Source organism: Streptomyces sp. NBC_00376 (genome assembly GCF_036077095.1).
Lineage (GTDB): Bacteria > Actinomycetota > Actinomycetes > Streptomycetales > Streptomycetaceae > Streptomyces.
The window spans coordinates 8738004-8763871 of record NZ_CP107960.1 but is presented as its reverse complement, the minus strand read 5'-3'; the positions used below and the strand labels follow the sequence as shown (position 1 = coordinate 8763871).

Sequence of the window (25868 nt, the reverse complement as noted above, 5' to 3'; positions counted from 1 at the left end):
AGGCGGATATCCGCCAGGCAGAACGGTCGACACGCGGGTTGCCGCCGCGAAAACTCTTCGCAGCACCTGGAACCACCCATTCACCGGGTGCGTGGAGGAGAGTCATCCATGACCAGATTATCCGCGAGGCGGAGGTCCCGGCTGCTGGCAGCGGGGCTGTCGCTCGTACTGCTGCCGGCAGGGCAGGCCGTCGCAGCCGGGGCGTTGGGGACAGCGGGGGCGGGCACCGACCGTGCCACATCACCCGTGCACGCACCCAGCACCGCGCGAACCGTCACCCTGATCACCGGTGACCAGGTGACCGTGACCGACCTCGGCGCGGGCCGGAAGTCGGTCTCCGTGGAGCGTCCCAAGGGCGCGACCGGAGCGGTTCGCAGCGAGATATCCAACGGCCGGATCACCGTCATACCCGACGAAACCCGGCCCTACCTCCAGGCGGGCGTCCTCGACGCCGAACTCTTCGACGTCACCGCTCTGATCGAGCAGGGGCTCGGTGACCCGTCGTCCGACGGACTCCCGCTCATCGTGACGTACACGAAGAACGCCCGGAGCGCGACGCCCCACGGAGCCCGCCAGGTCCGTGGGCTGCCGAGCATAGGCGGTGCGGCCCTGGAGGCGTCGAAGTCCGGGGAGTTCTGGCGCACGGTCGCGTCGGACGTCACCTCCGGGGCACGCGGCGCGACTTCAGGCAGCGCACGCTTTTCGGGAGGCGTCGCAAAGATCTGGCTGGACGCACGCGTCGACGCCGCGATGGAGGCCAGCAACGCCCAGATCGGCACCCCCGCGGCCTGGGAGGCCGGGCTGACCGGCAAGGGTGTCAAGGTCGCCGTCCTCGACACGGGTGTGGACCTGACCCACCCCGATCTCAAGGACCGGGTGAGCGAGACCAAGAGCTTCATCGACGGTCAGGAGGTCGCCGACCGGCACGGTCACGGCACGCATGTCTCCTCCACCGTCGGTGGCAGCGGTGCCGCGTCCGACGGCAAGGAGAAGGGCGTCGCGCCCGGCGCCACGCTCGCCGTCGGCAAGGTTCTCAACAACCAGGGGTCCGGCAGCGAGTCGCAGATCATCGCCGGTATGGAGTGGGCGGCCAAGGACGTCCACGCCAAGATCGTCTCCATGAGCCTCGGATCGTCGGAGGGCAGCGACGGCACCGACCCAATGGCCCAGGCGGTGAACACCCTCTCCAAGGACACGGGCGCCCTGTTCGTGATCGCGGCCGGCAACGCCGGCTACCCCGGCAGCATCGGCTCCCCCGGCGCAGCCGACTCCGCGTTGACGATCGGCGCGGTCGACTCCGCCGACAAGCTTGCGTACTTCTCCAGCCAGGGCCCGCGCCTCGGCGACAACGCGCTGAAGCCCGACCTGTCCGCGCCGGGCGTGAACATCCTCGCGGCCCGTTCGCAGCTCGTGAGCGGCAACGGCCTGTACACATCGATGAGCGGCACGTCCATGGCCACCCCGCACGTCGCGGGTGTGGCGGCGCTGCTCGCCGAGAAGCACCCCGACTGGAGCGGACAGCAGCTCAAGGACGCGCTGATGAGCACGTCCAAGCAGATCAGCGGCACGTCGTACGAGGTGGGTGCGGGCCGCGTAGACGTCCCGTCCGCGATCGCCGCGCAGATCACCGCGACCGGCAGCGCCGACCTCGGCTTCACCAGCTGGCCCTACGAGGCGAACAAGCCGGTCACCAAGACGCTGACCTACACCAACGCCTCCGACCGGCCGGTCACCCTGGCGCTGACCGCCGAGGGCGCTCCCGCCGGCGTGGTCACCCTCACCGACTCCACCCTCACCGTGCCCGCACACGGCACCGCGCAGACCACGGTCACCGGTGACGGCACCGCCGCACCCGTCGGCGCCACCTCCGGCAGGATCATCGCCAAGGACGGCGACACCGTGGTGGCACACACGGCCTTCGGCCTGACCAAGGAGGAGGAGCGCTACACCCTCACCGTCCACGTCAAGGACCGCGACGGCGCGGCGTCCGCCGCAAACCTGACCGTAAAGCAGCTGGCCAAGGACACAGACCCCTTCCCTGCCACGGTCGGCGAATCCGGCACGCTCAAGCTGCGTCTGCAGCCCGGCATATACACCCTGTGCAGCTTCCTCGACGTGCGTGGCAGCAAGGGCAAGGACTCGCTCGGCCTCGGTCTGCTCACCGAGCCCGAGGTCACCATGGATCGTGACCGCGAAGTCACCCTCGACGGGACGAAGTTGCGGGAGATCCGGGCCGAGGTGGACCAGCGGACCCAGACCCGTCAGCTGTTTATGAAGTTCAACCGGTCCGCGAACGGCGATTCCTTCACGCCTGCCGTGCAGGTCCCGCCGAAGTACGACAGCATCTTCGCCGCGCCGACCCGCAAGCCCGCCACGGGCACCTTCGAGTACCGGACCGTCTGGCGGCTCGGCAAGCCGCAACTCGATGTCGAAGCAGGCGGCAAGCGGCTCGGCGAGACGACCGTCCAGTACGGATCGGACATGTTCACCGGGCGTAAGCGGATGTCCCTGGTGGACGCGGGCGCCGGATCCGCCGCCGACTACACCGGCAAGGACGTGGCGGGCAAAGCGGTCGTCGTGCGTCGCACCGACGCGATCACGACCACCGAGCTGGCCCAGAACGCACGGGATGCGGGCGCCAAGGCCCTGTTCGTCACCGACGAGGCTCCCGGACGGCTGATGGCCAACTTCAGCGGGGCCGAAGGGGAGACTCGTCCCCTGTACAGCGCGACGGTGAACGCGCAGGACGGGGCGCGCCTGATTGAGGCCGCTCGGCTCGGCCGGGGCGTGGAACTGACCGGCACCGAGTTCACGCCTTATGTCTACGACCTCAGCAAGGGATACCCGGGGGCGATCCCCGCTGATCTGACGTACCGGCCGGGCAAGAGCGAACTGGCCGTGGTCAACAACAAGTACCACGCGCCGAAGCCCGCCGACGGAGGCGAGTTCCGCTACTCGATCACCGACAGCTTTCCCTACGGCATCGGCTTCCAGGAGAAGATCAAGTTCCCCGCGGAGCGCACCGACTACATCAGCGCCGGCCCCGACCAGGGCTGGCACGAGTCCATGTCCAGCGGCCCGGGCGCCCTCGAGGAGCGCAGCGGAATCGTGCACTACCGCGGCGGCACCCGCTCCGGGACCGACTGGTTCAAGCCGGTCTGGCACCCGTGGCTGGGTACCGGTCTCGGCTGGGGCCAGCGCCGCGCCGGCAACGACCTGGAGTTCAACACGCCGGGCTGGGGCGACTCTGGACCGGACCACACCGGCTTCGGCGAAGTGTTCAACCAGAAGTCGCTGACCCAGTTCACCGAAGTGTACGTGGACGGGGTGCAGGTCGACCGGAAGCAAAGCTCGGGGGTGCACGCCTGGCGCGTCAAGCCGACCGAGCAGGACTTCAAGGTCGTCACCGACACCACGATGGACCCGGACGTCTGGCGGCTCTCCACGAAGGGCCACTCCGAATGGACCTTCAAGTCGTCCGCCACGCCGGCCGACCGGTGGACATATCTGCCGGTGCTCAACCTCGGGTTCGACGTCGACACCGACCTGCAGGGTGACGTGCGGGCTGGAAAGCGACTGGATCTCGGGATCTTCTCCGAGTACATAAAGGGCGCGACGGACACCGGGAAGATCACCGACTCCACGCTGGAGGTCTCCTTCGACGACGGCGCGACGTGGACATCCGTCGAACTCGACGGCGTACGCGGCAAGTCCGCCGCCTGGACCGGCTCCGTGCGGGTGCCGAACGACGCGCGGTACATCTCCGTGCGGGCCTCGGCCGCCGACAACAGGGGCGGCTCGGTCAAGCAGGAGATCATCCGCGCGGTCAGCGTGCGGAAGTAACCGACCAGGTGGGAGCCGCGCAGTCGGCCGCCCGGCTCCCACCTGCCGCATGAGCGGAGTAAGGGCCGCACCCTGCACGTAGCGCTGCTCACCGCACGCCGCGGGCGGGCCGGGCTGGCGGGGCAGATCCATGGTCTTGAGCTGGGTGGCGGCGGCGCAGATGTCGGCCGGGACGTAGTCGTCGTGTTCGCCGTCATTACTGAACTGCCTTTCTCTGCTAGGCACTGTTTCTTGGATCATGTTCGGAGCCAGATCGCGAGGGCCGCGAGGGTGACGGTGCCAAGGTAGATATAGGCGCGTTTCTCGTAGCGGGCGGCGACCGCTCGGAAGCCCTTCAGCCGGTTGATGGCCCGTTCGACGGTGTTGCGTTTCTTGTAGCGCTCGCTGTCGAAGCCGGTGGGCCGGCCGCCTCGGAAGCCCCGATTCTGCCGGTGTTTCTGCTGGTCGAGGCGTTCGGGGATGGTGTGCTTAATACCGCGTCGTCGCAGGTGGCGACGGTTTCTTCGGGACGTGTAGGCCTTGTCCGCCAGGACGTGATCTGGTCGGGTGCGGGGCCGCCCGACTCCGCTGCGGGGCACGGAGATCTCCTCCAGCACGGCCTCGAGCTGGGGGCCGTCGCCGTAGTGGCCGGGTGTCAGGACGAAGGCGAGGGGGCGGCATCGTCCCTCGGCGGCGAGGTGGATCTTGGTGGTGAATCCGCCTCGGGAGCGTCCCTGGCATTCGCCGATCCGACCACCTCCTCCAGCCGGACGGCCAGTTTCCGCAGCACCGGATCGACCTGGTTCGTCCCCCGAACGTTCCCCTTTTGAGGACCCTCGGCCGCCGACGCCTTCCGCGCGCCGGCAACGTGCTGGTGGGCTCGCACGGCGGTCGAGTCCACGGACACATCCCAGTCGATCCGGCCCGCGGCATCCTCGGCGGCCTGGATGCGAGACAGCAGCATCTTCCAGGCTCCATCAGCTGACCAGCGACGATGCCGTTTGTAGACGGTCTCCCACGGCCCAAACCGCTCCGGCAGGTCCCGCCACTGGACACCCGTCCGCACTCGGTAGAGAACCCCGTTGATCACCCGACGGTGGTCACTCCACCGACCCCCGCGCCCACCACCACGAGGCAGGAATGACTCCAGCCGATCCCACTCCGCATTCGTCAGATCCCCACGACCCATCCCACCACCCTGACCTCAACACCCCAGTCCTGTGATCTTCGCCACCGGCATGCCCTGCGCGGACAGCAACACCCAGTGCCCCTGGGCCTCCCGATCCTACGAGTGACCGGAATCGACCCATCAACAACGTAAGGAGGTTTTCAGGTGGAGTCGGTGGTACGAGGGTCAGACCGGTGGCGGTGAGGCAGCCGTTGGTCAGGTGGGGCCGGAGCTGGATCCTGCGTAACTCGCGGCGGAGGACACGGTCGAGGTCGTCAGGGGCGTCAAAGGCGGTGTTGGCCATCGCTCTGCGCACGAGTGACCAGATGGCCTCGACGGGGTTCAGGTCAGGCGCATAGGGCGGGAGGCGGAAGGTGGTGAGCCAGTCGTGCTCGGCCTCATACCGCTTCAGCCCGGCGGCCAGGTGGGTGTTGAGATTGTCCCAGACCACCACGATTGGGCCGCCGAGCTGGATATGCGCCCGCACCAACAGGTCGCGGTAGTCCTTCCAGGAGAAGCTCTTGCGTGCGCCTTTGAGGAAGAGGTGGGTGCGGGGCCGGTGGATGAGACGGCTTTTCTCGCCGGGTTTGTAGCAGCACAGCGCGGCGACCGAGGTCCGGCGGCGGGACCTGCCACGGACGCGGATGACGGGGGTGTGCCCACGTCGGCCCCAGGTGCGGGCCCGGGGCGGCGTCATCGAGAAGCCGGCTTCGTCCTCGAAGACGATCCAGGCGCCACGTGCCGCCGCGAGGCTTTTACCCGCGGCCACACCTCCTTCTTCCACAGCTCCACCGCGTGCTCGTCACGCTCGACTGCTCTGCGGGCTGGTGCCTGCCAGGACCAGCCGTGCCGTTTGAGCAGCCGCCACACCGTCGCCACCGACAGGCTCACCCGCAGCCGCCGCGGCGGATCACCGCCTGGACCCGGGCCAGAGTCCAGCGTTCGTCTTCGAAGCCGTGAGCTGCAGGTCCCTTCCCGAGTTCTTCCTCGAGTACGGCGAACTGGGAATCGCTGATGGTCGGGGAGTTCGCCGGACCTGCAGAGCGCAGGCCCTCCGGTCCGCCCTCGCGTCAGGCACGGCGCCAGCGTTCCACGGACCGCACACTCACCCGCAAGTCCCTCGCGATCGCTGCGGTCTTCTCACCCGCGGCGAACTTCTCGCCGGGCTGAAGCCGGATCCCCTCACGAAACGCCCGACGCTCAGCGGTCAGGCCCCCACCCTCCGGATACCTCATCCCACAGGCATACCGCAGGAATCATGAACCGTCACTCCCCGACGACAACCCGAAAACCTCAGTAATGGCTGCCCTGAACGCCTCCGTGAAAGCAGCCAAGGAATCACGCGGCGAACACGGCCAGGACGCCACCGTGCACACGATGCAGCCACGCAAGAAGACCACGCCCAGGGAGAAGGCTGCCCCGGCCAGGAAGACCACAGCCGCCAAGAAGCGCACGGCGAAGAAGACCACCACGAAGAAGACCGCGGCCGCGAGGAAGCGCAGCGCGTCCTGAGCGGGCGCGGAAACGGATGGTCATGGAGTTGCCGCAAATCGCTCCGATGCTCGCGACCTCGGGCAGCCTGCCGCCCGTGGCCGTGGAGGACCGGTGGGCGGTCGAGGTCAAACAGGATGGACAGCGGGCCATGGTCTACCTGCCCGGTGACGGGACGGCGCTCCTCCGGTCCCGGTCCGGGGCGGACATCACGACCGTCTACCCAGAGCTCACAACACTCGGGTCCGTATTCGGTCGGCCCGCGATTCTCGACGGGGAGATCGTCGCGTTCGACAGCGAGGGGCGCAGTGACTTCGAGTTGCCGCAGTCCCGCATGGGTCTGTCTTCAACGGCGAAGGCCGCCCGGATGGCCCTGCAGGTGCCGGCGCATCTGGTTCTGTTCGATGCCGTGCACCTGGACGGCCACCGTCTGACCGGGCTGCCGTACACCGCACGCAAGAATCTCCTGGAGGACCTGGGGCTGGACGGGAAGCACTGGTCGACGCCCGCGGCGGTCGTCGGACACGGCGAGCAGGCACTGGAGATGACCCGGACCGCAGGCATGGAAGGCTTGATCGCGAAACGGCTTACTTATGTGTACAGCTCCTCGACCTCACCCAAGCTGAGCGGGAAGCGGAAGTACAGCCACACACAGTGCGCGATGATCTCCACCGGGTACCGGTGCCCCTTGTGCAACGGCGGCGTATTGCCCACGGACAACCCCCTCCACCGTGATCAACCCGGAGATCATTTCACCCGATCAGCCAACGTGACAGTGTCCGAGTGGTTGGGAAACCGGACCCACATACGGTATCCGACGCCCATCTCCGACCTGCTCGACTTCCACATCGTCGACACCGGCGAGGAAACCACCCCGGTTCGTGCCGAGGTGGACGCGGCCTTGCACGGCAACCAACAGGGCACGGTGCACGGCGGATTCCTGGTCGAGCTCGCCGACACGGCGATCGGGACGGCCCACTCGACCCTCATGGGGACCGGTGAATCTTTCACTGCACAAATTGCGGAAATTCCGTTGCGACACCGGATGCGGAACCGCAGAATGCGCACGCAAAGTACACACGATCTTTCAAGGATGAAGAGTGACCGAGAACGACGAGCAGCGCCAAACCCTGACCAATGGGCAGGGTGTGCCGGTCCTGACCTATCTGCAGGGTGTTCGGGAGGGGCACCCGTGGGCGGACCTGGCCGAAGTGGTCGGCCCCGACCCCGTGGACACCATCGTCTCCGGTATGTCCGGATGGGCAGTCTCGGGAGCCGTGGAGCTCGGTGAGCAACTGCTGCGCCGTGGCGCACGGGTGATGCGGCATGCCCATGAGATGCGGAGGGACTTGGTCGCGTGCCCGCCACCGGCCGACTGGTCATCATGCGCCCTGGGAAACGGACTTCGGGCAGTCCCTTGTGACCTCGCTGCCGACGCGGTGTTCCCGGCATGGCGAGCCGCCTTTCCTGCCGACCATCCCGACCACCACTCCGGCAGCGACGAAGAAGCGCTCAACAAGCTCCTGGCACCCATGCTGGCAGGCTCCGTTCTCGGGCCGGTCCTTCCGTGCAGCGCCTTGGTGGTGGACGATATGGACCGTGTTGTCGCTGGGGCGATTATCACCGACCGTGACGGGCTGCCGTGGATCGCGGACGTGTTCCGCCGGCCCGAAGCCTGCTACGCGGGCCTTGGCGCCAATCTGCTGCGCCGGGTGCTCAGCGCTGCTGCGGCCGACGGGCTGGCCGACATTTCGCTCGTCGTGAGCGATGCGAATCCAGCCCGCCGCGTCTACGAAAAGCTCGGTTTTGAGCTGACTGGCACATCACTGACTGTCGTAGTGCCGTAGGTCTCGAAACCCCGTACAGCCAGTGAGCTGCCCCGAGTTTCGCGGCCGGTTTGCGTGTTTTCAGGCGGCCTTCGAGGGCGCCTGGGAACGGTGGTGCCGGATCTCGAATTCCTCGGGTGGGAGGTAGCCGAGGGCGGAGTGCAGTCGCTCGGTGTTGTACCAGCCGACCCACTGGGCGACTGCCCGTTCGACCTGGTCAGCGTCGCACCAGGGGCCGTGGAGCTCGATCGACTCGGCTTTGAAGGTGCCGTTGAGGGCCTCGGCCATGGCGTTGTCGTAGCTATCGGCGACAGGGCCGACCGACGCGGTGGCGCCGGTCTCCAGCAGGCAACGAGTCGGGTCGGCTGCCCTGGGGCTTTGACCCCTGATTCTGAACACGGGTTATGCGGCTTCGGCCAGCGTAGTTGATGTTGTTTGGAGTGTTTGTTCGTAGGCGATGGGGCTGCGGTGTCCGAGGCGGGAGTGGCGTCGGACGGTGTTGTAGCGGTGGAGCCAGCGGAAGAGGTCCAGGCGGGCTTCGCGTTCGTCGTTCCAGGCCCTGCGGCCCTGGAGGGTCTCGCGTTTGCAGGTCGCGTTGAACGACTCCGCCAGGGCGTTACTGACTTCGGCTCGTCAGGGTGAACTTTCCCGAAGTCCCTGACAGGCTTGGTGTGGTGGCTGTATTCGATGGTGTGTGAGGTATTCGGATGGGGGCGGGCTGACCGTTGCGGGACGGGTGCGTCGGGAGTCGGTGCGGATGCAGGCGGCCGAGCTGTTCGAGCAGGAGGTCAAGCCACCGGAAGTGGCACGGCGTCTGCGGGTGAGTCTGAAGTCGGCTTATCAGTGGCACCAGTTGTGGCGCGAGGGCGGGGTCGGGGCGCTGTCGTCACGCGGTCCGAGTGGGTCGCGGTGCCGGCTGTCTCCGCGCTGCTTGGAGAAGCTCGCCGCGTATCTGGAGCAGGGTCCGGCCGCGCACGGCTGGGTGGAGGACCAGGTGTGGACCGCGGCGAGGGTGGCCATGCTGATCGGGCGGAAGTTCCACGTCTCGTACAGCGTCTCGGGCGCCACGAGGCTGATGCACCGGCTCGGCTTCAGCCCGCAGGTCCCCGCGCGCAGGGTGGCCGAGCGGGACGAGCAGGCCGTCACCGCATGGAAGGAGGCGACCTGGGCGGAGGTAAAAGGGCCCGGGCGGCCTGCGGGGGCTACATCTGCTTCGAGGACGAAGCAGGCTTCACCCGCCGACCGCCCCGAGGCCGGACCTGGGGACGACGCGGACACACCCCGGTCGTGACGGTGAGCGGACGCCGCTCGGGGCGGCTGTCGGTGGCCGGGCTGATTGCGATGCGGCCCGGCTCACGGACCCGGCTGTGCCACCGCCTGCGCACCCACCCCTCGGGCAAGGGCAAGCGCCGCAGCATGAGCGAGCGCGACTTCATCGCTCTGGTCGACGGCGTGCACCAGCTCGTCAAGGCGCCGATCGTGCTGGTCTGGGACCGCCTGAACACCCACGTCTCCCACGCCATGCGCGAGTTGATCGCCGAGCGAGCCTGGCTGACGGTGTTCCTGCTGCCCGCCTACTCGCCCGACCTCAACCCCGTCGAGTGGGTATGGGCGCACGTCAAACGCAGCCTGGCCAACCTCGCCGTCATGGCCCTCGACCGACTCGAGGCCCTCGTCCGCAACCGGCTCAAGCGCCTGCAGTACCGCCCCGACACCCTCGACGGCTTCATAGCCGGCACCGGCCTGACCCTCGACACCCTGACCTCACCCTGACGAGCCGAAGTCAGTATCCGCCGAGCTGCCGATGGCGCTCATGGACTGGGTCACGCCAGCCTGGCGGCAGGCGTTGGCGAAGGCCCGGCTGCAGTACTGGGCCCCGTGATCGGTGTGCATCACGGCGCCGGCGAGGCTGCCGCGGGTCCGCTCGGCTGCTTTCAGGGCGTCGACGACGAGGTCGGCGCGCATATGGTCGGCGATCGCCCACCCGGCCAGGCGCCGTGAGCAGAGATCGATCACGGTCGCGAGATAGCGGAACGTCCCGCCGGCCAGCGGCAGGCATGTGATGTCGCCGACGTACTTTCGGTTCACCTCGTCCGCGGTGAAGTTACGGCCGATCAGGTCCGGCACCTTCGCCGCGGCGGGGTCCGGGATGGTGGTGCGATGCTTCCTGCGCAGGCGGAGGCCGGCCAGCCCGATCGCCTGCATGATGCGGGCGACCCGCTCGTGGTTCACGCGCTCGCCGTCCTCGCGGAGTTCAGCGGTGATCCTGGGGGCGCCGTAGGTGCCGTCCGAGGCCCGGTGGATCACGCGTATCCGGGCGGCGAGCTGGGCGTCGGCAGCCTGGCGGGCTGCCCGCAGCGGTGCACTGCGGCGCCAGTGGTAGAAGCTCGAGCGGGCGATGCCCAGGATGCGGCACAACCGCTTCACGCCGTAACGGCGCTGGTGGTCCTCAACGAACTGGCAGCGGTTCACCAGCCCGTCTCCGAGGCGAAATAGCGGGCCGCCTTGCGCAGGATCTCCCGTTCCTTCTTCAGCTCGGCGTTCTCCCGCCTCAAGGCGGCGACCTCGGCCTCCAGAGCCGACGGCGCCACCGGAACCGTCGGCGGCTTGGCCGCCCGACGGCCGCGCGGACGACCGGCTCCGGCCGCCCGGATCCAGTTGCGCAGCGTCTCCGGGTTCACCCCCAGGTCGGCGGCGATCTGCTTGATCGTCGCCTCGGGCCGCGAATCGTACAGCGCGACCGCGTCCGCCTTGAACTCCGGCGGATAGCGCTTCATGACCACGACACGTCCATCTCTCAGATCCTCAAGATCCACTATCTCGAGTGTCCAAGATCAGGGGTGAAGGCCCGAGATCATCGCGCACTGTGTGGCTGTACTTCCGCTTCCCGCTCAGCTTCCGTGAGGTCGAGGAGTTGATGCTCGAGCGCGGTGTCATCGTGTCCCACGAGACCGTCCGCCGCTGGTGTGCGAAGTCCGGGCAGTCCTATGCCAACACGCGCTGCGCCGCCGGCGTGTGCAACTGGGCGACAAGTGGCACCTGGACGAGGTCTTCATCGAGATCAACGGAGAGCGGAAGTACCTGTGGCGGGCCGTCGACGCTGACGGCACCGTGCTCGACATCCTGGTCCAGAACCGGCGGGACAAAGCCGCGGCCGGGCGCTTCTTCCGCCACCTGCTGAAGACGACCCGCTCGGTGCCGCGGGTGATCGTCACCGACAAACTCCGCTCCTACGGCGCGGCCCACCGCGAGGTGATGCCCTCGGTCGAGCACCGCTCCCACAAGGGCCTCAACAACCGGGCCGAGAACAGCCATCAGCCCACCCGGCAGCGCGAACGCGCCATGAAAGGCTTCCGCAGCGTCGGCGGAGCCCAGCGGTTCCTGTCCGCGTTCAGCGGCATCTCACCCCACTTCCGGCCCCGCCGCCACCTGATGACCGCCACCCACTACCGCGCTGAAGTCACCCCCACCCGCTTCGCCATCTGGGACCACATCACCGGCGTCGCCGGCCTGCCTGCCGCGGCCTGAGCACGGAGCCGGAACCCGCCCCCTCCATACCCGACACACCATCAGGCACTCACTCCCTCAACAACGTGACAGCACCCTCGCCCCGGGTTCTGAGGCGGAGAGCGGTGGCCCGTTTCCGCGACACCGTCATCGCCGCAGGCATCAACTGCGGTTCGCCGAGGCACAGAGACTTACTCAAACCCACAGGTGCACCCCTCCGCCGGGCCACGGACGAGACGGCCGTCCCCCGTGAGAGCTACCCGCAAGTGCGCTCCGCAGGGGGACGATCCGGAACCGTCTGATCCGTAGGTTCGAGACCAGCCGCGGCGCTCGGTCCGCGGATCTGGAGAAGGGGGTCTCATGAGGCTGGTCTGGCAATTTCTGGCGGTCGCGGCGGTGGCGTTCATCGGCAGCCAAGCCGTGGCGGCGGCGGACGGGAGCCCCTGGCCAACCCTCGTGCTCGGCCTGCTGACGGCGGTGCTCGCCGTCCCGGTCTACCGATGGGTGGTACGACGGACCGAGCGCCGCCAGCCCGCGGAGCTCGCCACGAGCGGCGTCTGGGGCGCGACCGCGCGCGGCGCGCTGATCGGCGCCGCCGTCTTCGGGGCGGTAATAGCCAGCCTCGCCTTCCTCGGCGACTTCCACATCGACGGCCGGGGCACGGTGACCGGTGCGATCGGGCTCGTCGGATTCATGGCGGCCGCCGCTGTCACGGAGGAACTCCTCTTCCGCGGCATCCTGTTCCGCATAGCCGAGGAACGCCTGGGCACCTGGTGGGCGCTGACCACGACCGGTTCACTGTTCGGCCTGATGCACCTGACCAACGAGCACGCCACGGCGTGGGGCGCCCTCGCCATCGCCATCGAGGCCGGCGGCATGCTCACCGCCGCCTACCTCGCCACCCGCAGCCTGTGGCTGCCGATCGGGCTGCACTTCGGCTGGAACTTCGCCGAGTCCGGCATCTTCAGCACCGAGGTCTCCGGGAACGGCGCCACCCACGGCCTTCTTGACTCCTCGACGTCCGGCTCCGCACTGGTCACCGGGGGCGACTTCGGACCGGAGGCCAGCGTCTACTCCGTGCTGTTCTGCATCCTGGTGACGGCCGCCTTCCTGCGCCTCGCCCACCACCGCGGCCACCTGCAGCCCCGCCGCCGACGCGCCGAGCAGACCGACGCCACCGATACACTCGTCCGGTGAGCCGGCTCGGCAAGACGCGCGTGCATACCCTCAGCGAAACCCGAAGTGACGTACGAGCGGCGGGAGCCGAGGCCATAGGCGCCGTACGACCGTGGCACGGAGCCGTATCGCTGTGGCACCGGCTCGACGTGACGGCTCGGGACCTTGCGCTCGGGCTGCTGTTCCTCGTCGCCTCGGTGCTCCCCGGTTTCCGGGACAATGGGACCACCATCGGCGACGTGGCAACCCGCCCCCTCGACACCCTGGGCGTCGTTGCCGTCGCCTTGGAATGCCTGTCCCTCGCCCTGCGGCGGCGCTCCCCAGCCCTATGCCTCGCCCTGGTCTCGTTCGGGTTCAGCCTCGACCAGCTCTGCGGCTACCACACGTTCGCCGGTACCGCCCTGGCCATCGCCCTGCTCAGCGCGGGCGCCCACCTGCGCCGGAATCGGCATACCACCGCAGTCCTGTTCTCAGTGGCGTACGTGCCGCTCGCCGTCGCGCTCTCCCGCATCGGCCGGGGCGGCGAGCCGACGAGCGGGTTCATGACCTTCTACCTCATGCTGGCCTTCGCCTGGGGCATCGGGGCCTGGCTGCACGCGACCCGGGCTGCGGAGGCCGAGCGCCGCCGCCGCGTCGCCGACGACACCCGCGCCGCCGAACGCACGCGCATCGCGCGAGAACTGCACGACATTGTCACCCATCACGTCACCGCGATGGTCGTGCAGGCCGAGGCGGCCCGTTACCTGACCGCCGCGCCCGAACGCCTCGACGACACGCTCGACGCCATCACCGACACAGGCCGACAGGCCATCACCGACCTGCGGCAGCTGCTCGACCTGCTCGAACCGAGCCACGGCCCCGGCCAGGCCACCGTTCAGGGCGCCGAACCGAGAACACCCGCCATTGGCGGACTGCGTACGCTCGTCGAACAGACCCGACGGGCCGGACAGCCGGTCGAGTTCACCGAGGAGGGCACTCCGGCCGTGTCGCCGGGCAGCGCCGACCTCGTCGCCTACCGAGTGGTACAGGAAGCCCTGACCAACGCCCTCAAGTACGACCGCGGTGGCCTGACCACGGTCCGGGTCCGCCACACCGACAAGGAGATCACCGTGGACATCGCCACGGACGGCACCGGTTCGGGCTCCCCGTCCCCCTGCGGCGGCGGACGAGGCCTGGCCGGGCTGCACGCACGGGTCGACGGCCTCGGCGGCGACTTCGACGCAGGCGCGTGCACCGGCGGCGGCTACGCCGTACGGGCCCGCATACCCGTGGGCGGCGCGGCGTGAGCGCACCGACCCGGGTCCTGGTCTGCGACGACCAGATGCTGATCCGCACCGGCCTGGTCACCATCATTGGCGCGCAGCCCGATCTTGAGGTGGTGGGCGAGTGCGGGGACGGCCGCGCGGCGGTCGACCTCGCCGGGCGGCTGAGCCCCGACGTCGTGGTGATGGACGTACGGATGCCAGTGCTCGACGGCATCGAGGCCACACGCCTGCTGGCCGGGGCCGGGGTGGAGCGGCCCGTCAAGGTCCTGGTCGTCACCACGTTCAACCTCGATGAGTACGTATACGAGGCACTGCGCGCGGGCGCGAGTGGCTTTCTGCTCAAGGACGCGCCCCCGGCCCAACTCCTGCACGGCATCCGCACGGTGGCCGTGGGCTCCGCCCTGCTGGATCCCGAGGTCACCCGCCAGCTCGTTGGCCGCTACGCTGCCCGCATCCGGCCCGTCAACGACGGCAGCGCGAGCGAACTGCCGCTGACTTCACGTGAGTTGGAGGTCCTGCGGCTCATCGCAGACGGCCTCTCCAACAGCGAGATCGCCAGGAGCCTCCAGATCAGCCAGGAGACCGTCAAGACATTCGTCTCCCGCATCCTGGCCAAGCTGGGCCTGCGTGACCGCGTCCAGGCCGTGGTCTACGCCTACCGCCACGGGCTGGCGACTTGAGTGGCGGGGCACGACACACGGCCCGGACGGCGCGGTCCGGCCAGAACACGGTGGCGAACCTCCAGGGCTGGACGGCCCCGGAGGACGCCGCGCTGGGTGAGCAGGGCGCCGTCGGAACGCCGCGGTCAGGGTGTGACCGCGGCCCTTCGCGGTGGCGATCCAACGCCAGGCACTGTTTCTCGGATCTCCTGACGGCCTTGGGTGACGACGGTGTCGTGCCGGGTGGTGGCCATGGCGTGAAAGACGTTCGCCCCTTCCGGCTCGGTCCGCCAGCATCCAGCCGTTCTTCCGCTCCTCCAGCGGAGCGAACAGTCCCCGCATGTACGCGAGCACCGACTCACGCGGATCAGACCTGGTGAAACGGTGCACGAAACGGCTCGTGCAAAGAACTCAGTTCACCCGCCCACGACCGGGCATCAGACAGTTCCCCACCCATGAGCACACCAACGACTGACCTGCCCAACCATCACCACAAACACCGTTGCAGCACCAGAACGTCGCCCGAAACGGCTGGGGAGCTGTGCGGGTTCGGATCTGTGTCAGGACGAACGGAACGCAAGCGGGGTGGCCCAACCGCCGCGTCCCGGCACACTATTCGAGTGACCTTTCGATTGATGCCCGGCACCGGGCTCGTCCTCCCAGCGAACGCAGGCGTCCTGCGATTCGGCATGACCGAGCATGCGGCACAGTGGACGGCGTCAACTCTGGCGGACATCCGCGCCGGCGGGTGGATGTGCGGAGCGCACTGGACCTTCTTCTTCGTTCACTGCGACATCCTGGTCACGGCCTATGCCTGCACGGCTTGTCCCGATCAGATCATGGGGCACTTGATCGTCGAGCGGACCGAGCGCGTCCCGGACCGGGCCGCCGACGTTCCGGTCGCCTTCGGCGACTTCGACCTCTTCGGCTACCCCATCCATGAACTGACCGAGGTCCTCGACCCGTCGGACCGCAAACTCCTACTGTCCGCAGACGTCAACCCTCAGAGCACGCACTACCTGTCCGCCGTACGCCTCGACGCCTGTGAAAGCGACCGCCGCTAGGCACTGTTTCTTGGATCATGTTCGGAGCCAGATCGCGAGGGCCGCGAGGGTGACGGTGCCAAGGTAGATGTAGGCGCGTTTCTCGTAGCGGGTGGCGACCGCTCGGAAGCCCTTCAGCCGGTTGATGGCCCGTTCGACGGTGTTGCGTTTCTTGTAGCGCTCGCTGTCGAAGCCGGTGGGCCGGCCGCCTCGGGAGCCCCGATTCTGCCGGTGTTTCTGCTGGTCGAGGCGTTCGGGGATGGTGTGCTTAATGCCGCGTCGTCGCAGGTGGCGACGGTTTCTTCGGGACGTGTAGGCCTTGTCCGCCAGGACGTGATCTGGTCGGGTGCGGGGCCGCCCGACTCCGCTGCGGGGCACGGAGATCTCCTCCAGCACGGCCTCGAGCTGGGGGCCGTCGCCGTAGTGGCCGGGTGTCAGGACGAAGGCGAGGGGGCGGCATCGTCCCTCGGCGGCGAGGTGGATCTTGGTGGTGAATCCGCCTCGGGAGCGTCCCAGGCATTCGCCGATCCGACCACCTCCTCCAGCCGGACGGCCAGTTTCCGCAGCACCGGGTCGACCTGGTTCGTCCCCCGAACGTTCCCCTTTTGAGGACCCTCGGCCGCCGACGCCTTCCGCGCGCCGGCAGCGTGCTGGTGGGCTCGCACGGCGGTCGAGTCCACGGACACATCCCAGTCGATCCGGCCCGCGGCATCCTCGGCGGCCTGGATGCGAGACAGCAGCATCTTCCAGGTTCCATCAGCTGACCAGCGACGATGCCGTTTGTAGACGGTCTCCCACGGCCCAAACCGCTCCGGCAGGTCCCGCCACTGGACACCCGTCCGCACTCGGTAGAGAACCCCGTTGATCACCCGACGGTGGTCACTCCACCGACCCCCGCGCCCACCACCACGAGGCAGGAGTGACTCCAGCCGGTCCCACTCCGCATTCGTCAGATCCCCACGACCCATCCCACCACCCTGACCTCAACACCCCAGTCCTGTCAGGAGATCCGAGAAACAGTCCCTAGTACTGCAACGGTGTTTGCTGTGACGGGTAGGCAGGTCGATCGTTGGTGTTGTCATGGGTGGGGATCTTGCTGAGGTCAGGTCGTGGGCCGGTGAGTTGGGTGCGGTGCAAGGGCGGTTTCTTCACCGATTCGGCAGATCGGAGCCTCGTGAGTCAGCTCTTGCCTATATGCGGGGACTCGTAGCCCCGTTGCAGCGGAAGAACGGCTGGACGCTGGCCGAAGAAGCCGGCCACGCAGGTCCGGACCGCATCCACCGGCTGTTGAACCGGATCGAGTGGGACGCCGACGAGGTTCTGGACGATGTGCGTGACTACGTGGTCGAGCATCTCGGCGATCCTGGTGCGGTGCTGATCGTGGACGACACCGGCTTCCTGAAGAAGGGCACCGGTTCGGCCGGGGTGCAACGGCAGTACTCCGGCACCGCGGGCCGCACGGAGAACTGCCAGGTCGGTGTCTTCCTCGCCTATGCGGCCCCGCTCGGACGAACGCTGATCGACCGCCGTCTGTATCTGCCTGCCTCCTGGACGGACGACCGAGAGCGGTGCCGCCGGGCCGGCATTGACGACGAGGTCGGCTTCGCGACGAAGGTGGCGATGGCCAAGGAGATGGTCCGCCGCGCGATCGCCGGCAAGATCCCGTTCCGCTGGGTGACCGCAGATGCCGGCTACGGCTACAGCAAGGGCTGGCGCTCTGAGCTGGAACAGGCGGACGTCTTCCACGTCATGGCCACCACCCGCCACGACACGGTCGTCACCCGCTGGGCCATCGACCACCCCGTGAGCGATCTATTTCCCGCCCTGCCCCGGCAGAAATGGAAACGCCGCTCGTGCGGCCAGGGCTCCCACGGGCCCCGCGTCTATGACTGGGCACGCGTCGAAGTCCGCCCCTGGCACCGGCCCGACCGCCGGCATTGGGTGATCGCCCGTCGCAGCGTTGCCCGTCCCCAAGAGCTCTCCTACTACATCGCCTACGGCCCGGCCGACGCCACCCTGGACGAGCTGATCCACATCGCCGGGAGCCGCTGGGCGATCGAGGAATGCTTCCAGACCGCGAAGCAGGAGTGCGGCCTGGACGACTACCAGGTCCGCCGCTACCCCGGCTGGCACCGCCACATCACCCTGGCCATGGCCGCCCACGCCTGCCTCACCGTCCTGCGGGCCCGCCAGCTCGACACCGGGAAAGCAGAAACGGATCCTCCCAGCTCATCCACCTCAGCCTCGCCGAGATCAGACGCCTGATCCACCGCCTCACCAACCGACGGCACGCACCCGTCGACCACATCCTGCACTGGTCGACCTGGCGCCGAAAACGACAACACCAAGCCCGAACCAGCCACTACAAACAACGAGGCCACGCCCCACCGACTGACCACCCGTCACGACAAACACCGTTGCAGTACTAGGTCGTCAACTCGGGCTCTGGGTCCGGCGACGACGCACGATGAAGAGCATGCCCGCGCCCGTGGCCACCGCTGCGGCAGCCGCGCCTGTGATCGGCAGCGTCGAGGAGCCGGTTTCTGCCAGGATGCCGCCGTTCGTCGTGGTCCCGTCGTCGCCGGCCGTCGACGACCCGCCGGCCGAGCCGCCCGAGACATCGGCCGAGCCGCCCGTCGAGCCAGTCGGCTCCCCACCCGTGACGTCCAGCGTGATGTCGGCCTTGTCGTTGGCCTTGTTGGGGTCGAATGGCCGTGCCTCGGTGCTCAGGGCCATCTGGCCCTTGGCGTTCGCCACCCGCTTGTCGATCTTCAGCTCGAAGGTGTAGGTCTCTTGGCTGCCCTCGTTCAGCGACCGCATGCCGCAGACGTACGCCTTACCTTTGGCCTGGCAGAACTGGCCGCGCTTGACGACCGACGTTCCGGCGGGAGGCGTGATCATGACGCTGACGGACCGTTCCCCCGGTTTGGTCAGGATCCAGGCGGGCCCGGCGTTGATGAACTTCACCTTCATCTTCACCGTGTCACCGACGCTTCCCTTCAGCGCGGCACCCGTCACCTGGTAGTCGGCCGTGTTGACGGAGCTGACGGGCACATTGACAACTCGTGCGGTCCCCTCGCTCCCGGCCTGTCCCTCGACCAGTTTCACCGCCGGCGCGGTTCCCGCCACCGGCTGGGTGCCGTTCTCGTCCGCTCCGGGATCGACGTCCCAGACATTCACTCGCAGCTCGTCGTTGAGCGCGCGGTCCAGTGCCTCGACGCGGAGAGGCCTCTCGGGCGTGTAGACGGTGCCCGGCTCCACCACTTGGTCGAACGCACACACCGCGATCCATCTCTCGGGCATCTCGTCGTAGGACCGGACCTGCTGTGTCCGGCAGTTGGAGGGAACCTCCGCGAAGTCGAGTCCTCGGGTGACGCCGTAGGAGACCCACACCTTCTCGGCCGCCCCGGTGCCCTTGTTCGCCACGGTTGCCGACAGACCCAAGCTGCTCCCAGGTTTCACCCCGTTGACCGGCTCGATGCCTCCAACGACCAACTCGGGTGCGGTTTCACCGCCGAAGGCGGCAGGAGCCGCAGCCAGTGCGATCAGGCCGGCAGCGCTGAGGGTGGCAGCAACGGCACGGGAGGCGCGACGGTTGTGCGGGGGAATCGGCATTGGAGAGATCCTCTGCTGGGACGCGGGAAAACGGGCGGTGACTTCCAGGAGAAAAGTTTCCGGTCACTAGACTCTTATCGAACTCGAACGGTTGCGTGGCCGGTGCCTCCTCCGCCTTGCGATCACATCCACCGGATGCCGTGAGCCCCGGCCCAATGTCGACAGCGACCACCAGCGCGAGTCCGGAAATGCGCTGCCTCCCTTACCTGGAGGCGATCGCCGAAGTCACCAGCCGGCTCGCCCCCGGCGACGGCCGGCGCTGATCGTCAAGTGCCGGCGAGACGCCAGAGCGAAGTGACCTCAGCGGCACGGGCGGCGTGGAGAGGATCCGCGGTGCCCCCGCTCGTGGATACCGCGGCCGAATGTCGGTCCTGTCCACCACGTACAGGCCCGCTGCCTCGATGTCGGCCAGGAGTTCGCTGCGCGTCCTGAGTCCAAGGTGCTCGGCCAGGTCCGACAGGATGAGCCGTCCTTCGCCTCCCGGTTCGAGGTGCGCTGTGAGTCCGTCCAGGAAGTCGCGGAGCATGCCGCCGCCCGGGTCGTAGACGCCTTGCTCCACGGCGGAGGTGGGCCGGGCTGGAATCCAAGGCGGGTTGCAGACGCTGAGGTCCGCGCGCCCTTCGGGAAACAGGCCGGGGCCCACGACGTCGATGCGCCCGCTGAGGTTCAGTCGGCGGACGTTCTCGTGTGCGCAGGCCAGGGCGCGCGGGCTGATACCGGTGGCCATGACGTGGTCGATGCCCCGGCGGGCCAGGACGGCGGCGAGTACTCCCGTCCCCGTCCCGAGGTCGAACGCGGTACGGCGACCCGCGCGATGGGCCGCTGGGCCCGGCGTGATCAGCACGGCCAAGGGCCAGCGTCCGCCTTCCCCGGCAAGGTGAGTCTTACAGGTCAGGCCACCCTGGAAGCGTCCCAGCCCCTCGTCGGGGCGGTGCTGCCAGGGCGTCGTTCTTTTCCCGGCACCCGTGGGGATCTTCCGCGCGCTCCGGCCGCATGCTGGTGAGCCCGGCAGGAGGTGGAGTCCACGCTCACCATCGACCAATCGATACGGCCCTTCGTGTCGGCGTCGGCCAGGACAGCCGCGAAGACCTTGCCCCCCGTGCCATCCGCCGACCAGCGCCTATGCCTCTCGTACCTGGTCTTCCACTGGCCGAAACGCGCAGGCAGATCCCGCCAGGGCACCCCGGTGTGCTGCACTCAGGCCACCGGTCATTGGCAGCACGACTGCCTTCCGTCCCGTTCGGGGGCGGACCGATGCGTCCGGCCGCTTGCAGGCTTGTCACGGTGTCCCAGCGGCCTCGGCGTGGAGCAGCTCGATCAGCTGGGGGCGGTGCAGCCTCGCGATGGGTTCCAGCAGGTCGGGATGGCGCAGCAGCGCGCCGGCTTCGGTGTCGTGGGCGCCCCGGTCGACGAGGCGCTGCAGGCCGGCGCTGTGATGATCAGTGGCCGCGTGGTCCCGGTGTGCTCGGATGGCGAGGGCGCGGTCGGCCAGCAGGCAGGCAGCCCAGCTGACGACGGTCTCGTCCGCGGTAGGGCCACATTCGCGGATGACGAAAGGACGGCCCATCAGGCAGGCGGAAATCTCGCGTGCTCCCGTTTGGCGGGACACGTCACCGGCTGGCTGCCGTCCGCCACTGAGAAGTCAGTGGCGTCTGCCACTGGGTGTCAGTGGTCTCGCCATGAGGGGTGTCAGTAGGGGCTGGCGTCGTCGGAGTCCGTGAGGCGAAGGCCGTACCGGACGTCGTCGGGCAGGACGGCGGTCCCGTTCTCTGCGCGGACCAGGAGCCCGGCATCGAGCAGGCCGGTGACGGTGACCGCCTACCTTGCGCCGGGCGTGTGCCGACGCGTGACTCGGCGGCACGCCAGGAATGCGATCGCGACGACCACCAGGTACAGCGGTACGAGTAGCACCGCGTCACCGGACGCCTGCTCCACCGTCACGCCCGCGTCGCGGGCCTCGCCCTGCAACATGATGCGGTTCACGGTCAGGACGGTCAGGTGCGTGCCGATCGCCGCCCACAACGGGGCGTGGCCCACGGCCGCACGGGCGGCGATCAGGGTCAGGCTGAAGACCGTCAGGAGGATGAGGTAGTCGACGGGGTGCTGCCCCTCCGGGGCGATGCCGATATGGCCCGGCTCGTCACCGGCCAGCCGGGCAATGCCGACCGTCACCAGCGTCGAGGTGCCCGGTACGAGCAGGAAGACCGCCGTGGTGCCGAGCGCCGCCAGTGCGGGACCGAACCGTCTGCGCAGCAATGTCCACGTGTAGCCGCGCAGCGTCGTCTCCTCGGGCAAGGCTTCAAGCAGGAACGCGACGACGGCGTTGGTGACGAGAAAGCCGACCAGGGTGACGAGGTCCAGCTGCTGCCAGACGAGTAACCCCACAGCCGTGCCCGCGCCCAGGACCAGCGCCGCTGCCGCGGCCGTCACCCCGACGCCGGTGAGGAACGCCCGTAGGCTCGCGCCCGGACTGCCGAAGCCGACCGTCCGGGGGTGTGACAAACGCAGGACGAACGGCACGGCCACGACGGTGACGAGGGCCGCAGCGATCAGCCGGGCGGCCAAGCCACTGGCTCCGGCGGCGTCCGCCAGTACGGGTCCGAGGCCGTTGCCGACACCGAGCGCCACCGCCATGATCAGGCCGCCAGCCAACGCGCGGCCCATGGCCCCGGCGGCCGTGGGCGCGGGTGAAGGTGCGGGTTGTCGTATGTGTAGCTCGGTCATAGCGCTCCTGGTGACGGTAGGGCCGACTCCTGTCGACAACCCCGTGTGCTTTCCAGGCTCGCCCGACCACCAGTCAGAGGCGTCGTCCGCGCGGACGACGCCCCTATACATCCTTCGGCGCAGTGGACGATAGGGGTCGACTGGTCCTTGGCCACCGGCTCCGGCTCCGGCTCCGGCTCCGGCTCCGGGAACACCCAGAGGCTGAGTGCCCGCCTTCATGCGACTGCCGCTCCACCGCCTGGGCGATCGACGGGGCAATGCGGCTCGGAGGATGGTCCACGCTCTTTGTAGCTCGCCGAAACGGTCGTGTTCGTCGACGGTCTCTGGCACCGCCCCTCCTCGGTCCATCAACGAGCCGTTCCATGCCGCACCTACATAGCGGTTCATATGCCATATTGCGCACGTAATCCCAACGAAAGGCATGCCATGAAGTTCGCAGTCATCGGCGGTACCGGGCTGATCGGGGCGCAGGTCGTCTAGGATCTGAACGCCGCCGGACACGAGGCGGTACCTCACTCGCAGTCCACCGGAGTGGACGTCATCAGCGGCCAGGGACTGGACGAGGCGGTGGCGGGGGCCGGCGTCGTCGTCAATCTGACGAACTCCCCGACCTTCGACGAAGCGTCCCCGGCCTTCTTCCGGACCTCGATGGACAACCTTCTGGCCGCGGCCCAGAAGGGCGGCGTCGGCCACTTCGTCATCCTCTCGATCGTCGGCACGGACCAGGTCCCGGAGCTGGACTACTACCGCGCCAAGACGCTCCAGGAGAACATCCTCGCGGCCGGGCCGATCCCCTACTCGATCGTCCGGGCCACTCAGTTCATGGAGTTCATGGACGCCGTCCTGTCCTGGACCACCGACGGCGACACCGTCCGGCTGCCCGCCACTCCGATCCAGCCGATCGCGTCCAAGGACGTGGCCGGCGCGGTGGCGGAGGTCGCCGCGGGCGCCCCGCTGAACGGCATCCGCAACATCGCCGGCCCCGAGATCTTCAGCCTGGACGAGCTGGGCCGGATCACCCTCTCCCACAAGGGCGACGACCGCACCGTCGTCACCGACCCCACCGCCGGCATGTTCGCCGCCGTCAAGGGCGACGTCCTCACCGACAAGAACGCCCACCTCGCCCCCACCCGCTACACCGACTGGCTCTCCTGACATCCCCGCCTCCCGCGTGTCCTGTCCCGGCCCGGCAGTCTTTCCGTCGCACGCGCAGGGTGTCGCGCCTTGAGCCGGATGGGAATCCGGCTACGGTCCCCCGATCCCACGTCAGGCGGGACTCACATACAGCCCTTCGATCCCGGGATAGACCGGCCACGGCTCTCGGGGTGGGACAGGCCAGTGGACATCGCGACGGTCCACCACCCGCATGGTGCTGGATGCGCCGGTGCCGGTGAGCCGGGCGAGGAACGCATCGATGGCGGTTTGCCCGACATCGACCGCAGCTCGTTCGTCCTCGGTCAGCAGGATGGGGCGAGCATGCGCTGCAAGGTCTCCTTGGCTTCCAGTAGTTGCGCCTTGCTGAAGCCCTTGGGAGCGTAGAAGTCGCGGCGGGCTCAGGCAGCCCTGTGCTGGCACTGCTCGAAGAAACTGCAGGTTCACCAGGCGTGGCCCAGGTCGAAGTACTGCCAGGGTTCGCCGGTGGCCGACGGGCCGGTGACGATGTGCACCGGCCCTTCAGCCCAAAGTCCATGGCGGCTCTCTCCTGTCCGATCGAGCGGACCGTACGGCCTACAACATCGCCTTCTGGGGTTGCGTGGGCACCACGATGACTGTGGTGGTCCCGGCGGCCAGGGCTGCCTTGAACTCTCGCTCCAGGTCCTCGGTGGTCTCCACGTCGACGGCACGGCATCCGAAGCCGCGGGCCACGGAGGCGATGTCGATCCCAGGCAGGTCGAGTCCCGGAACGCCCGGCGTCTCCTCCAACACCGCGAACGACTTGAGGATGGAGTACTCCTGGTTACGCATGACCACGTAGACGATCGGAAGGTTGTGCTGCGCCGCCGTCCAGATGGCCTGGACGGAGTACTGGAAGGAGCCGTCGCCGATCAGGCCGACGACCGGCCGTTCGACGCCCCTGTCCTGGTCGCCGAGCGCGACCCCCACCGCAGCCGGGGTGCCCCAGCCGATACCTCCGCTTGCCGTGGCGAAGAACGATCCGGTCCTGACCGTCGGAAGCCACTCGACCTGCTGCGCCATCGTGGACGTCGATTCGTTGACGATGACCGCGTCGGACGGCCGCACCCTGCTCAGGGTGGCATAGACCTCCGGTGGAGTGAGCGGGCTGTTCGGCACCTGCGGCAGCTCACGGGGCCGCGCCATCGGCTCCGGAGCGGTCCGCGCAGCCCCCTCCGCGACCATGTCCAGGAGCAACTCGATCGCCTTCATGGGATCGCCCAGAAGGCTGTCGCCCACGCGCGCCGCCGCGGCAACACCCTGATTGCCGGTGATCTGCAGAAGCTCCGTGCCCTCCGGCAGGTACAGGCCGGGCACGTAGGGGTAGTACCGGAACACCTCCGCGCCGATCACCACCACCAGGTCATGTCCCGCCAGCCGGTCGCCGATGGTCTTCACCGACATGCCGAGCGGGCCGCAGAAGAGGGGGTGGTCTTCGGGGAAGGAGGCGCGGTCCAGCAGCGGGGCTCCGTAGACGGCGGCGCGCAGCTTCTCCGCGAGCGCGACGGCTGCGTCCCAGCCGCCGCTGCGGTCGACCTCCGGCCCGAAGACCAGCGCGGGACGACAGCTGGCGGAGATGCGGTCGGCGAAGCCCCGCAGCCGCTCCGTGTCGGGGGCGACGCGGTCGCTCACCGTCCGCACACGGGCAAAACCGGAGAGGGGACGCTTCCAGTCGTCCATGGGAATCGACAGGTAGACCGGTCCCGTCGGCGGCTGCAACGCCTCCGCGTAGGCCCGCATGAAGGCCTCGGGGACGTCTTCGGCACGCGCCGGCTCGTAGGACCATTTCACCCACGGCTTCGGCAGTGTGGTGGCCTCACGGTTGCCGAGATACGGCTCCCCGATCACCAGTTCCCGGTGCTGCTGACCCGAGGTGATGATCAGGGGCGTGTTTCCGTGGTAGGCCGCCACCAGGTTGCCCACGGCGTTACCGAGCCCGGCCGAGGAGTGCACGTTGACCAGTGCGGGGCGGCGGGTTACCTGGGCGTAGGTGTCGGCCATCGCGATGACGGACGCCTCCTGCAGGGCCAGGATGTAGGTGAAGTCCTCGGGGAATTCCTGCAGAAAGGGCTGTTCGGTGGAGCCGGGATTGCCGAAAACCGTGGTGAGTTTGAGGGTCCGCAGCAGGTCGTAGGTCACGCTACGGACGGTGGATCGCTCAGTCATTGTTGCTACCGGCTTTCATGCTCGGGCTGGGCGCCGGGGTAACGGCCCCGCCAGTGAGGTGAGCACCTCTCGGTGAAGGCTCCGTCCCCTTCGTCGATGTCGTGGTACGCCAGAACCAGGGCGACGATTTTGATCCTGCTCGACCAAGGCGTCCTCGTCGCGGGATGCGGTCCGTTCGGTGACGACACGATTAACTGCTGCCACAGCGAGTGGGGCGTTGGTGCGCCGCAGGG

Annotated in this window: 20 protein-coding genes and 7 pseudogenes; 12 read left to right on the top strand and 15 right to left on the bottom strand. The window is 68.4% G+C overall.

The genetic code is table 11. From position 1 onward, the window contains the following. Nucleotides 1–108 precede the first annotated feature (108 nt). On the top strand, nt 109–3843 hold the full coding sequence (locus OG842_RS39435; protein WP_266734061.1) for a S8 family serine peptidase: 3735 nt from the start codon (nt 109–111) through the stop codon (nt 3841–3843). Nucleotides 3844–4079: 236 nt separating this feature from the next. Here the strand turns inward: OG842_RS39435 and OG842_RS39430 are convergent. Together OG842_RS39430 and OG842_RS45400 are read right to left on the bottom strand one after the other, a co-directional pair. Further along, a protein-coding gene (locus OG842_RS39430; protein WP_443064042.1) for an IS5 family transposase occupies nt 4080–5011 on the bottom strand; the annotation gives its coding sequence in 2 pieces (ribosomal slippage) (nt 4080–4637 and nt 4640–5011; 930 coding nt in all). Nucleotides 5012–5171: 160 nt separating this feature from the next. Continuing rightward, nucleotides 5172–6225 (bottom strand): annotated as a pseudogene (locus OG842_RS45400) (IS630 family transposase); the annotation flags it as partial. Between the two features lie 64 nt (nt 6226–6289). Here OG842_RS45400 and OG842_RS39415 point away from each other — a divergent pair. Continuing rightward, nucleotides 6290–6502 carry a hypothetical protein gene (locus OG842_RS39415; protein WP_443064041.1) on the top strand — a complete coding sequence of 71 codons (213 nt, stop codon included), beginning with the start codon at nt 6290–6292 and terminating at the stop codon, nt 6500–6502. Nucleotides 6503–6524: 22 nt separating this feature from the next. Further along, nucleotides 6525–7082 (top strand): annotated as a pseudogene (locus tag OG842_RS39410) (ATP-dependent DNA ligase); the annotation flags it as partial. Here the strand turns inward: OG842_RS39410 and OG842_RS39405 are convergent. Beyond that, nucleotides 7082–7195 (bottom strand): annotated as a pseudogene (locus OG842_RS39405) (IS6 family transposase); the annotation flags it as partial. The pseudogenes OG842_RS39410 and OG842_RS39405 overlap by 1 nt on opposite strands. A gap of 386 nt (nt 7196–7581) precedes the next feature. Here OG842_RS39405 and OG842_RS39400 point away from each other — a divergent pair. Beyond that, the gene (locus tag OG842_RS39400) at nt 7582–8328 is read left to right on the top strand and encodes a GNAT family N-acetyltransferase (protein ID WP_266734062.1); all 747 of its coding nucleotides are present in this window, start codon (nt 7582–7584) and stop codon (nt 8326–8328) included. A gap of 60 nt (nt 8329–8388) precedes the next feature. Here OG842_RS39400 and OG842_RS39395 read toward each other — a convergent pair whose 3' ends face one another. After that, on the bottom strand, nt 8389–8706 hold the full coding sequence (locus tag OG842_RS39395; RefSeq protein WP_266734064.1) for an integrase core domain-containing protein: 318 nt from the start codon (nt 8704–8706) through the stop codon (nt 8389–8391). A 3-nt stretch (nt 8707–8709) separates the two neighbouring features. Continuing rightward, nucleotides 8710–8925 (bottom strand): annotated as a pseudogene (locus OG842_RS39390) (integrase core domain-containing protein); the annotation flags it as partial. A gap of 76 nt (nt 8926–9001) precedes the next feature. On the opposite strand from OG842_RS39390, the gene OG842_RS45395 reads away from it, so the two are divergent. Beyond that, nucleotides 9002–10080 (top strand): IS630 family transposase gene (locus tag OG842_RS45395; RefSeq protein WP_434350968.1). Its coding sequence is split into 2 segments (ribosomal slippage): nt 9002–9503 and nt 9503–10080, totalling 1080 coding nucleotides; the frame shifts between segments, so codons are not numbered across the junction. Here the strand turns inward: OG842_RS45395 and OG842_RS39375 are convergent. Both OG842_RS39375 and OG842_RS39370 read right to left on the bottom strand, forming a co-directional pair. Next, nucleotides 10072–10779, bottom strand: coding sequence for an IS3 family transposase (locus tag OG842_RS39375; RefSeq protein ID WP_328512626.1), 708 nt, complete (start codon nt 10777–10779; stop codon nt 10072–10074). The genes OG842_RS45395 and OG842_RS39375 overlap by 9 nt on opposite strands. Continuing rightward, nucleotides 10776–11084 carry a transposase gene (locus OG842_RS39370; RefSeq protein ID WP_328512625.1) on the bottom strand — a complete coding sequence of 103 codons (309 nt, stop codon included), beginning with the start codon at nt 11082–11084 and terminating at the stop codon, nt 10776–10778. Before OG842_RS39370 ends, OG842_RS39375 begins: the two co-directional genes overlap by 4 nt. A gap of 47 nt (nt 11085–11131) precedes the next feature. On the opposite strand from OG842_RS39370, the pseudogene OG842_RS39365 reads away from it, so the two are divergent. The 4 genes and pseudogenes from OG842_RS39365 to OG842_RS39350 all read left to right on the top strand — a co-directional run bounded on the left by OG842_RS39365 (nt 11132) and on the right by OG842_RS39350 (nt 14935). Then, nucleotides 11132–11835: pseudogene (locus OG842_RS39365) on the top strand (IS6 family transposase). A gap of 339 nt (nt 11836–12174) precedes the next feature. Further along, nucleotides 12175–13011 (top strand): CPBP family intramembrane glutamic endopeptidase, encoded by an 837-nt coding sequence (locus tag OG842_RS39360; protein WP_266734066.1) that lies wholly within the window; start codon nt 12175–12177, stop codon nt 13009–13011. 128 nt (nt 13012–13139) lie between these two features. Further along, on the top strand, nt 13140–14276 hold the full coding sequence (locus OG842_RS39355) for a sensor histidine kinase (protein ID WP_266734067.1): 1137 nt from the start codon (nt 13140–13142) through the stop codon (nt 14274–14276). Further along, the gene (locus OG842_RS39350; protein ID WP_266734069.1) at nt 14273–14935 is read left to right on the top strand and encodes a response regulator; all 663 of its coding nucleotides are present in this window, start codon (nt 14273–14275) and stop codon (nt 14933–14935) included. The genes OG842_RS39355 and OG842_RS39350 overlap by 4 nt, the downstream gene beginning before the upstream one ends. A gap of 255 nt (nt 14936–15190) precedes the next feature. Here OG842_RS39350 and OG842_RS39345 read toward each other — a convergent pair. Further along, a pseudogene (locus OG842_RS39345) lies at nt 15191–15371 on the bottom strand (IS701 family transposase); the annotation flags it as partial. 163 nt (nt 15372–15534) lie between these two features. On the opposite strand from OG842_RS39345, the gene OG842_RS39340 reads away from it, so the two are divergent. Beyond that, the gene (locus tag OG842_RS39340) at nt 15535–15978 is read left to right on the top strand and encodes a hypothetical protein (protein WP_266734071.1); all 444 of its coding nucleotides are present in this window, start codon (nt 15535–15537) and stop codon (nt 15976–15978) included. Between the two features lie 15 nt (nt 15979–15993). Here the strand turns inward: OG842_RS39340 and OG842_RS39335 are convergent. After that, nucleotides 15994–16925, bottom strand: a protein-coding gene (locus tag OG842_RS39335) for an IS5 family transposase (protein WP_443064040.1) whose coding sequence is annotated in 2 segments (ribosomal slippage) — nt 15994–16575 and nt 16578–16925 — 930 coding nt in all. Because the reading frame shifts where the segments join, the coding sequence is not laid out codon by codon here. Nucleotides 16926–17037: 112 nt separating this feature from the next. Between OG842_RS39335 and OG842_RS39330 the strand changes: the two genes are divergently transcribed. Beyond that, a complete protein-coding gene (locus OG842_RS39330) occupies nt 17038–18222 on the top strand; it encodes an IS701 family transposase (RefSeq protein WP_266726591.1) in 1185 nt (394 codons plus the stop codon). Nucleotides 18223–18390: 168 nt separating this feature from the next. Here OG842_RS39330 and OG842_RS39325 read toward each other — a convergent pair whose 3' ends face one another. The 5 genes and pseudogenes from OG842_RS39325 to OG842_RS39305 form a co-directional block, all read right to left on the bottom strand. After that, nucleotides 18391–19572, bottom strand: a complete 1182-nt coding sequence (locus tag OG842_RS39325) for a hypothetical protein (RefSeq protein ID WP_266734073.1) — start codon at nt 19570–19572, stop codon at nt 18391–18393. A 266-nt stretch (nt 19573–19838) separates the two neighbouring features. Further along, nucleotides 19839–20380, bottom strand: a pseudogene (locus OG842_RS39320) (methyltransferase); the annotation flags it as partial. A gap of 83 nt (nt 20381–20463) precedes the next feature. After that, nucleotides 20464–20754, bottom strand: coding sequence for a transposase (locus OG842_RS39315; protein ID WP_443064086.1), 291 nt, complete (start codon nt 20752–20754; stop codon nt 20464–20466). Between the two features lie 97 nt (nt 20755–20851). After that, on the bottom strand, nt 20852–21139 hold the full coding sequence (locus OG842_RS39310) for a hypothetical protein (protein ID WP_266734074.1): 288 nt from the start codon (nt 21137–21139) through the stop codon (nt 20852–20854). A gap of 251 nt (nt 21140–21390) precedes the next feature. Further along, on the bottom strand, nt 21391–22296 hold the full coding sequence (locus OG842_RS39305; protein WP_266734075.1) for a CPBP family glutamic-type intramembrane protease: 906 nt from the start codon (nt 22294–22296) through the stop codon (nt 21391–21393). Nucleotides 22297–22779: 483 nt separating this feature from the next. Between OG842_RS39305 and OG842_RS39300 the strand changes: the two genes are divergently transcribed. Further along, nucleotides 22780–23451: an SDR family oxidoreductase gene (locus OG842_RS39300; RefSeq protein ID WP_266737205.1), complete on the top strand. Its 672-nt coding sequence runs from the start codon at nt 22780–22782 to the stop codon at nt 23449–23451. 573 nt (nt 23452–24024) lie between these two features. Here OG842_RS39300 and mdlC read toward each other — a convergent pair. Further along, nucleotides 24025–25608 (bottom strand): benzoylformate decarboxylase, encoded by a 1584-nt coding sequence (gene mdlC, locus OG842_RS39295; RefSeq protein WP_266734077.1) that lies wholly within the window; start codon nt 25606–25608, stop codon nt 24025–24027. Nucleotides 25609–25868 lie beyond the last annotated feature (260 nt).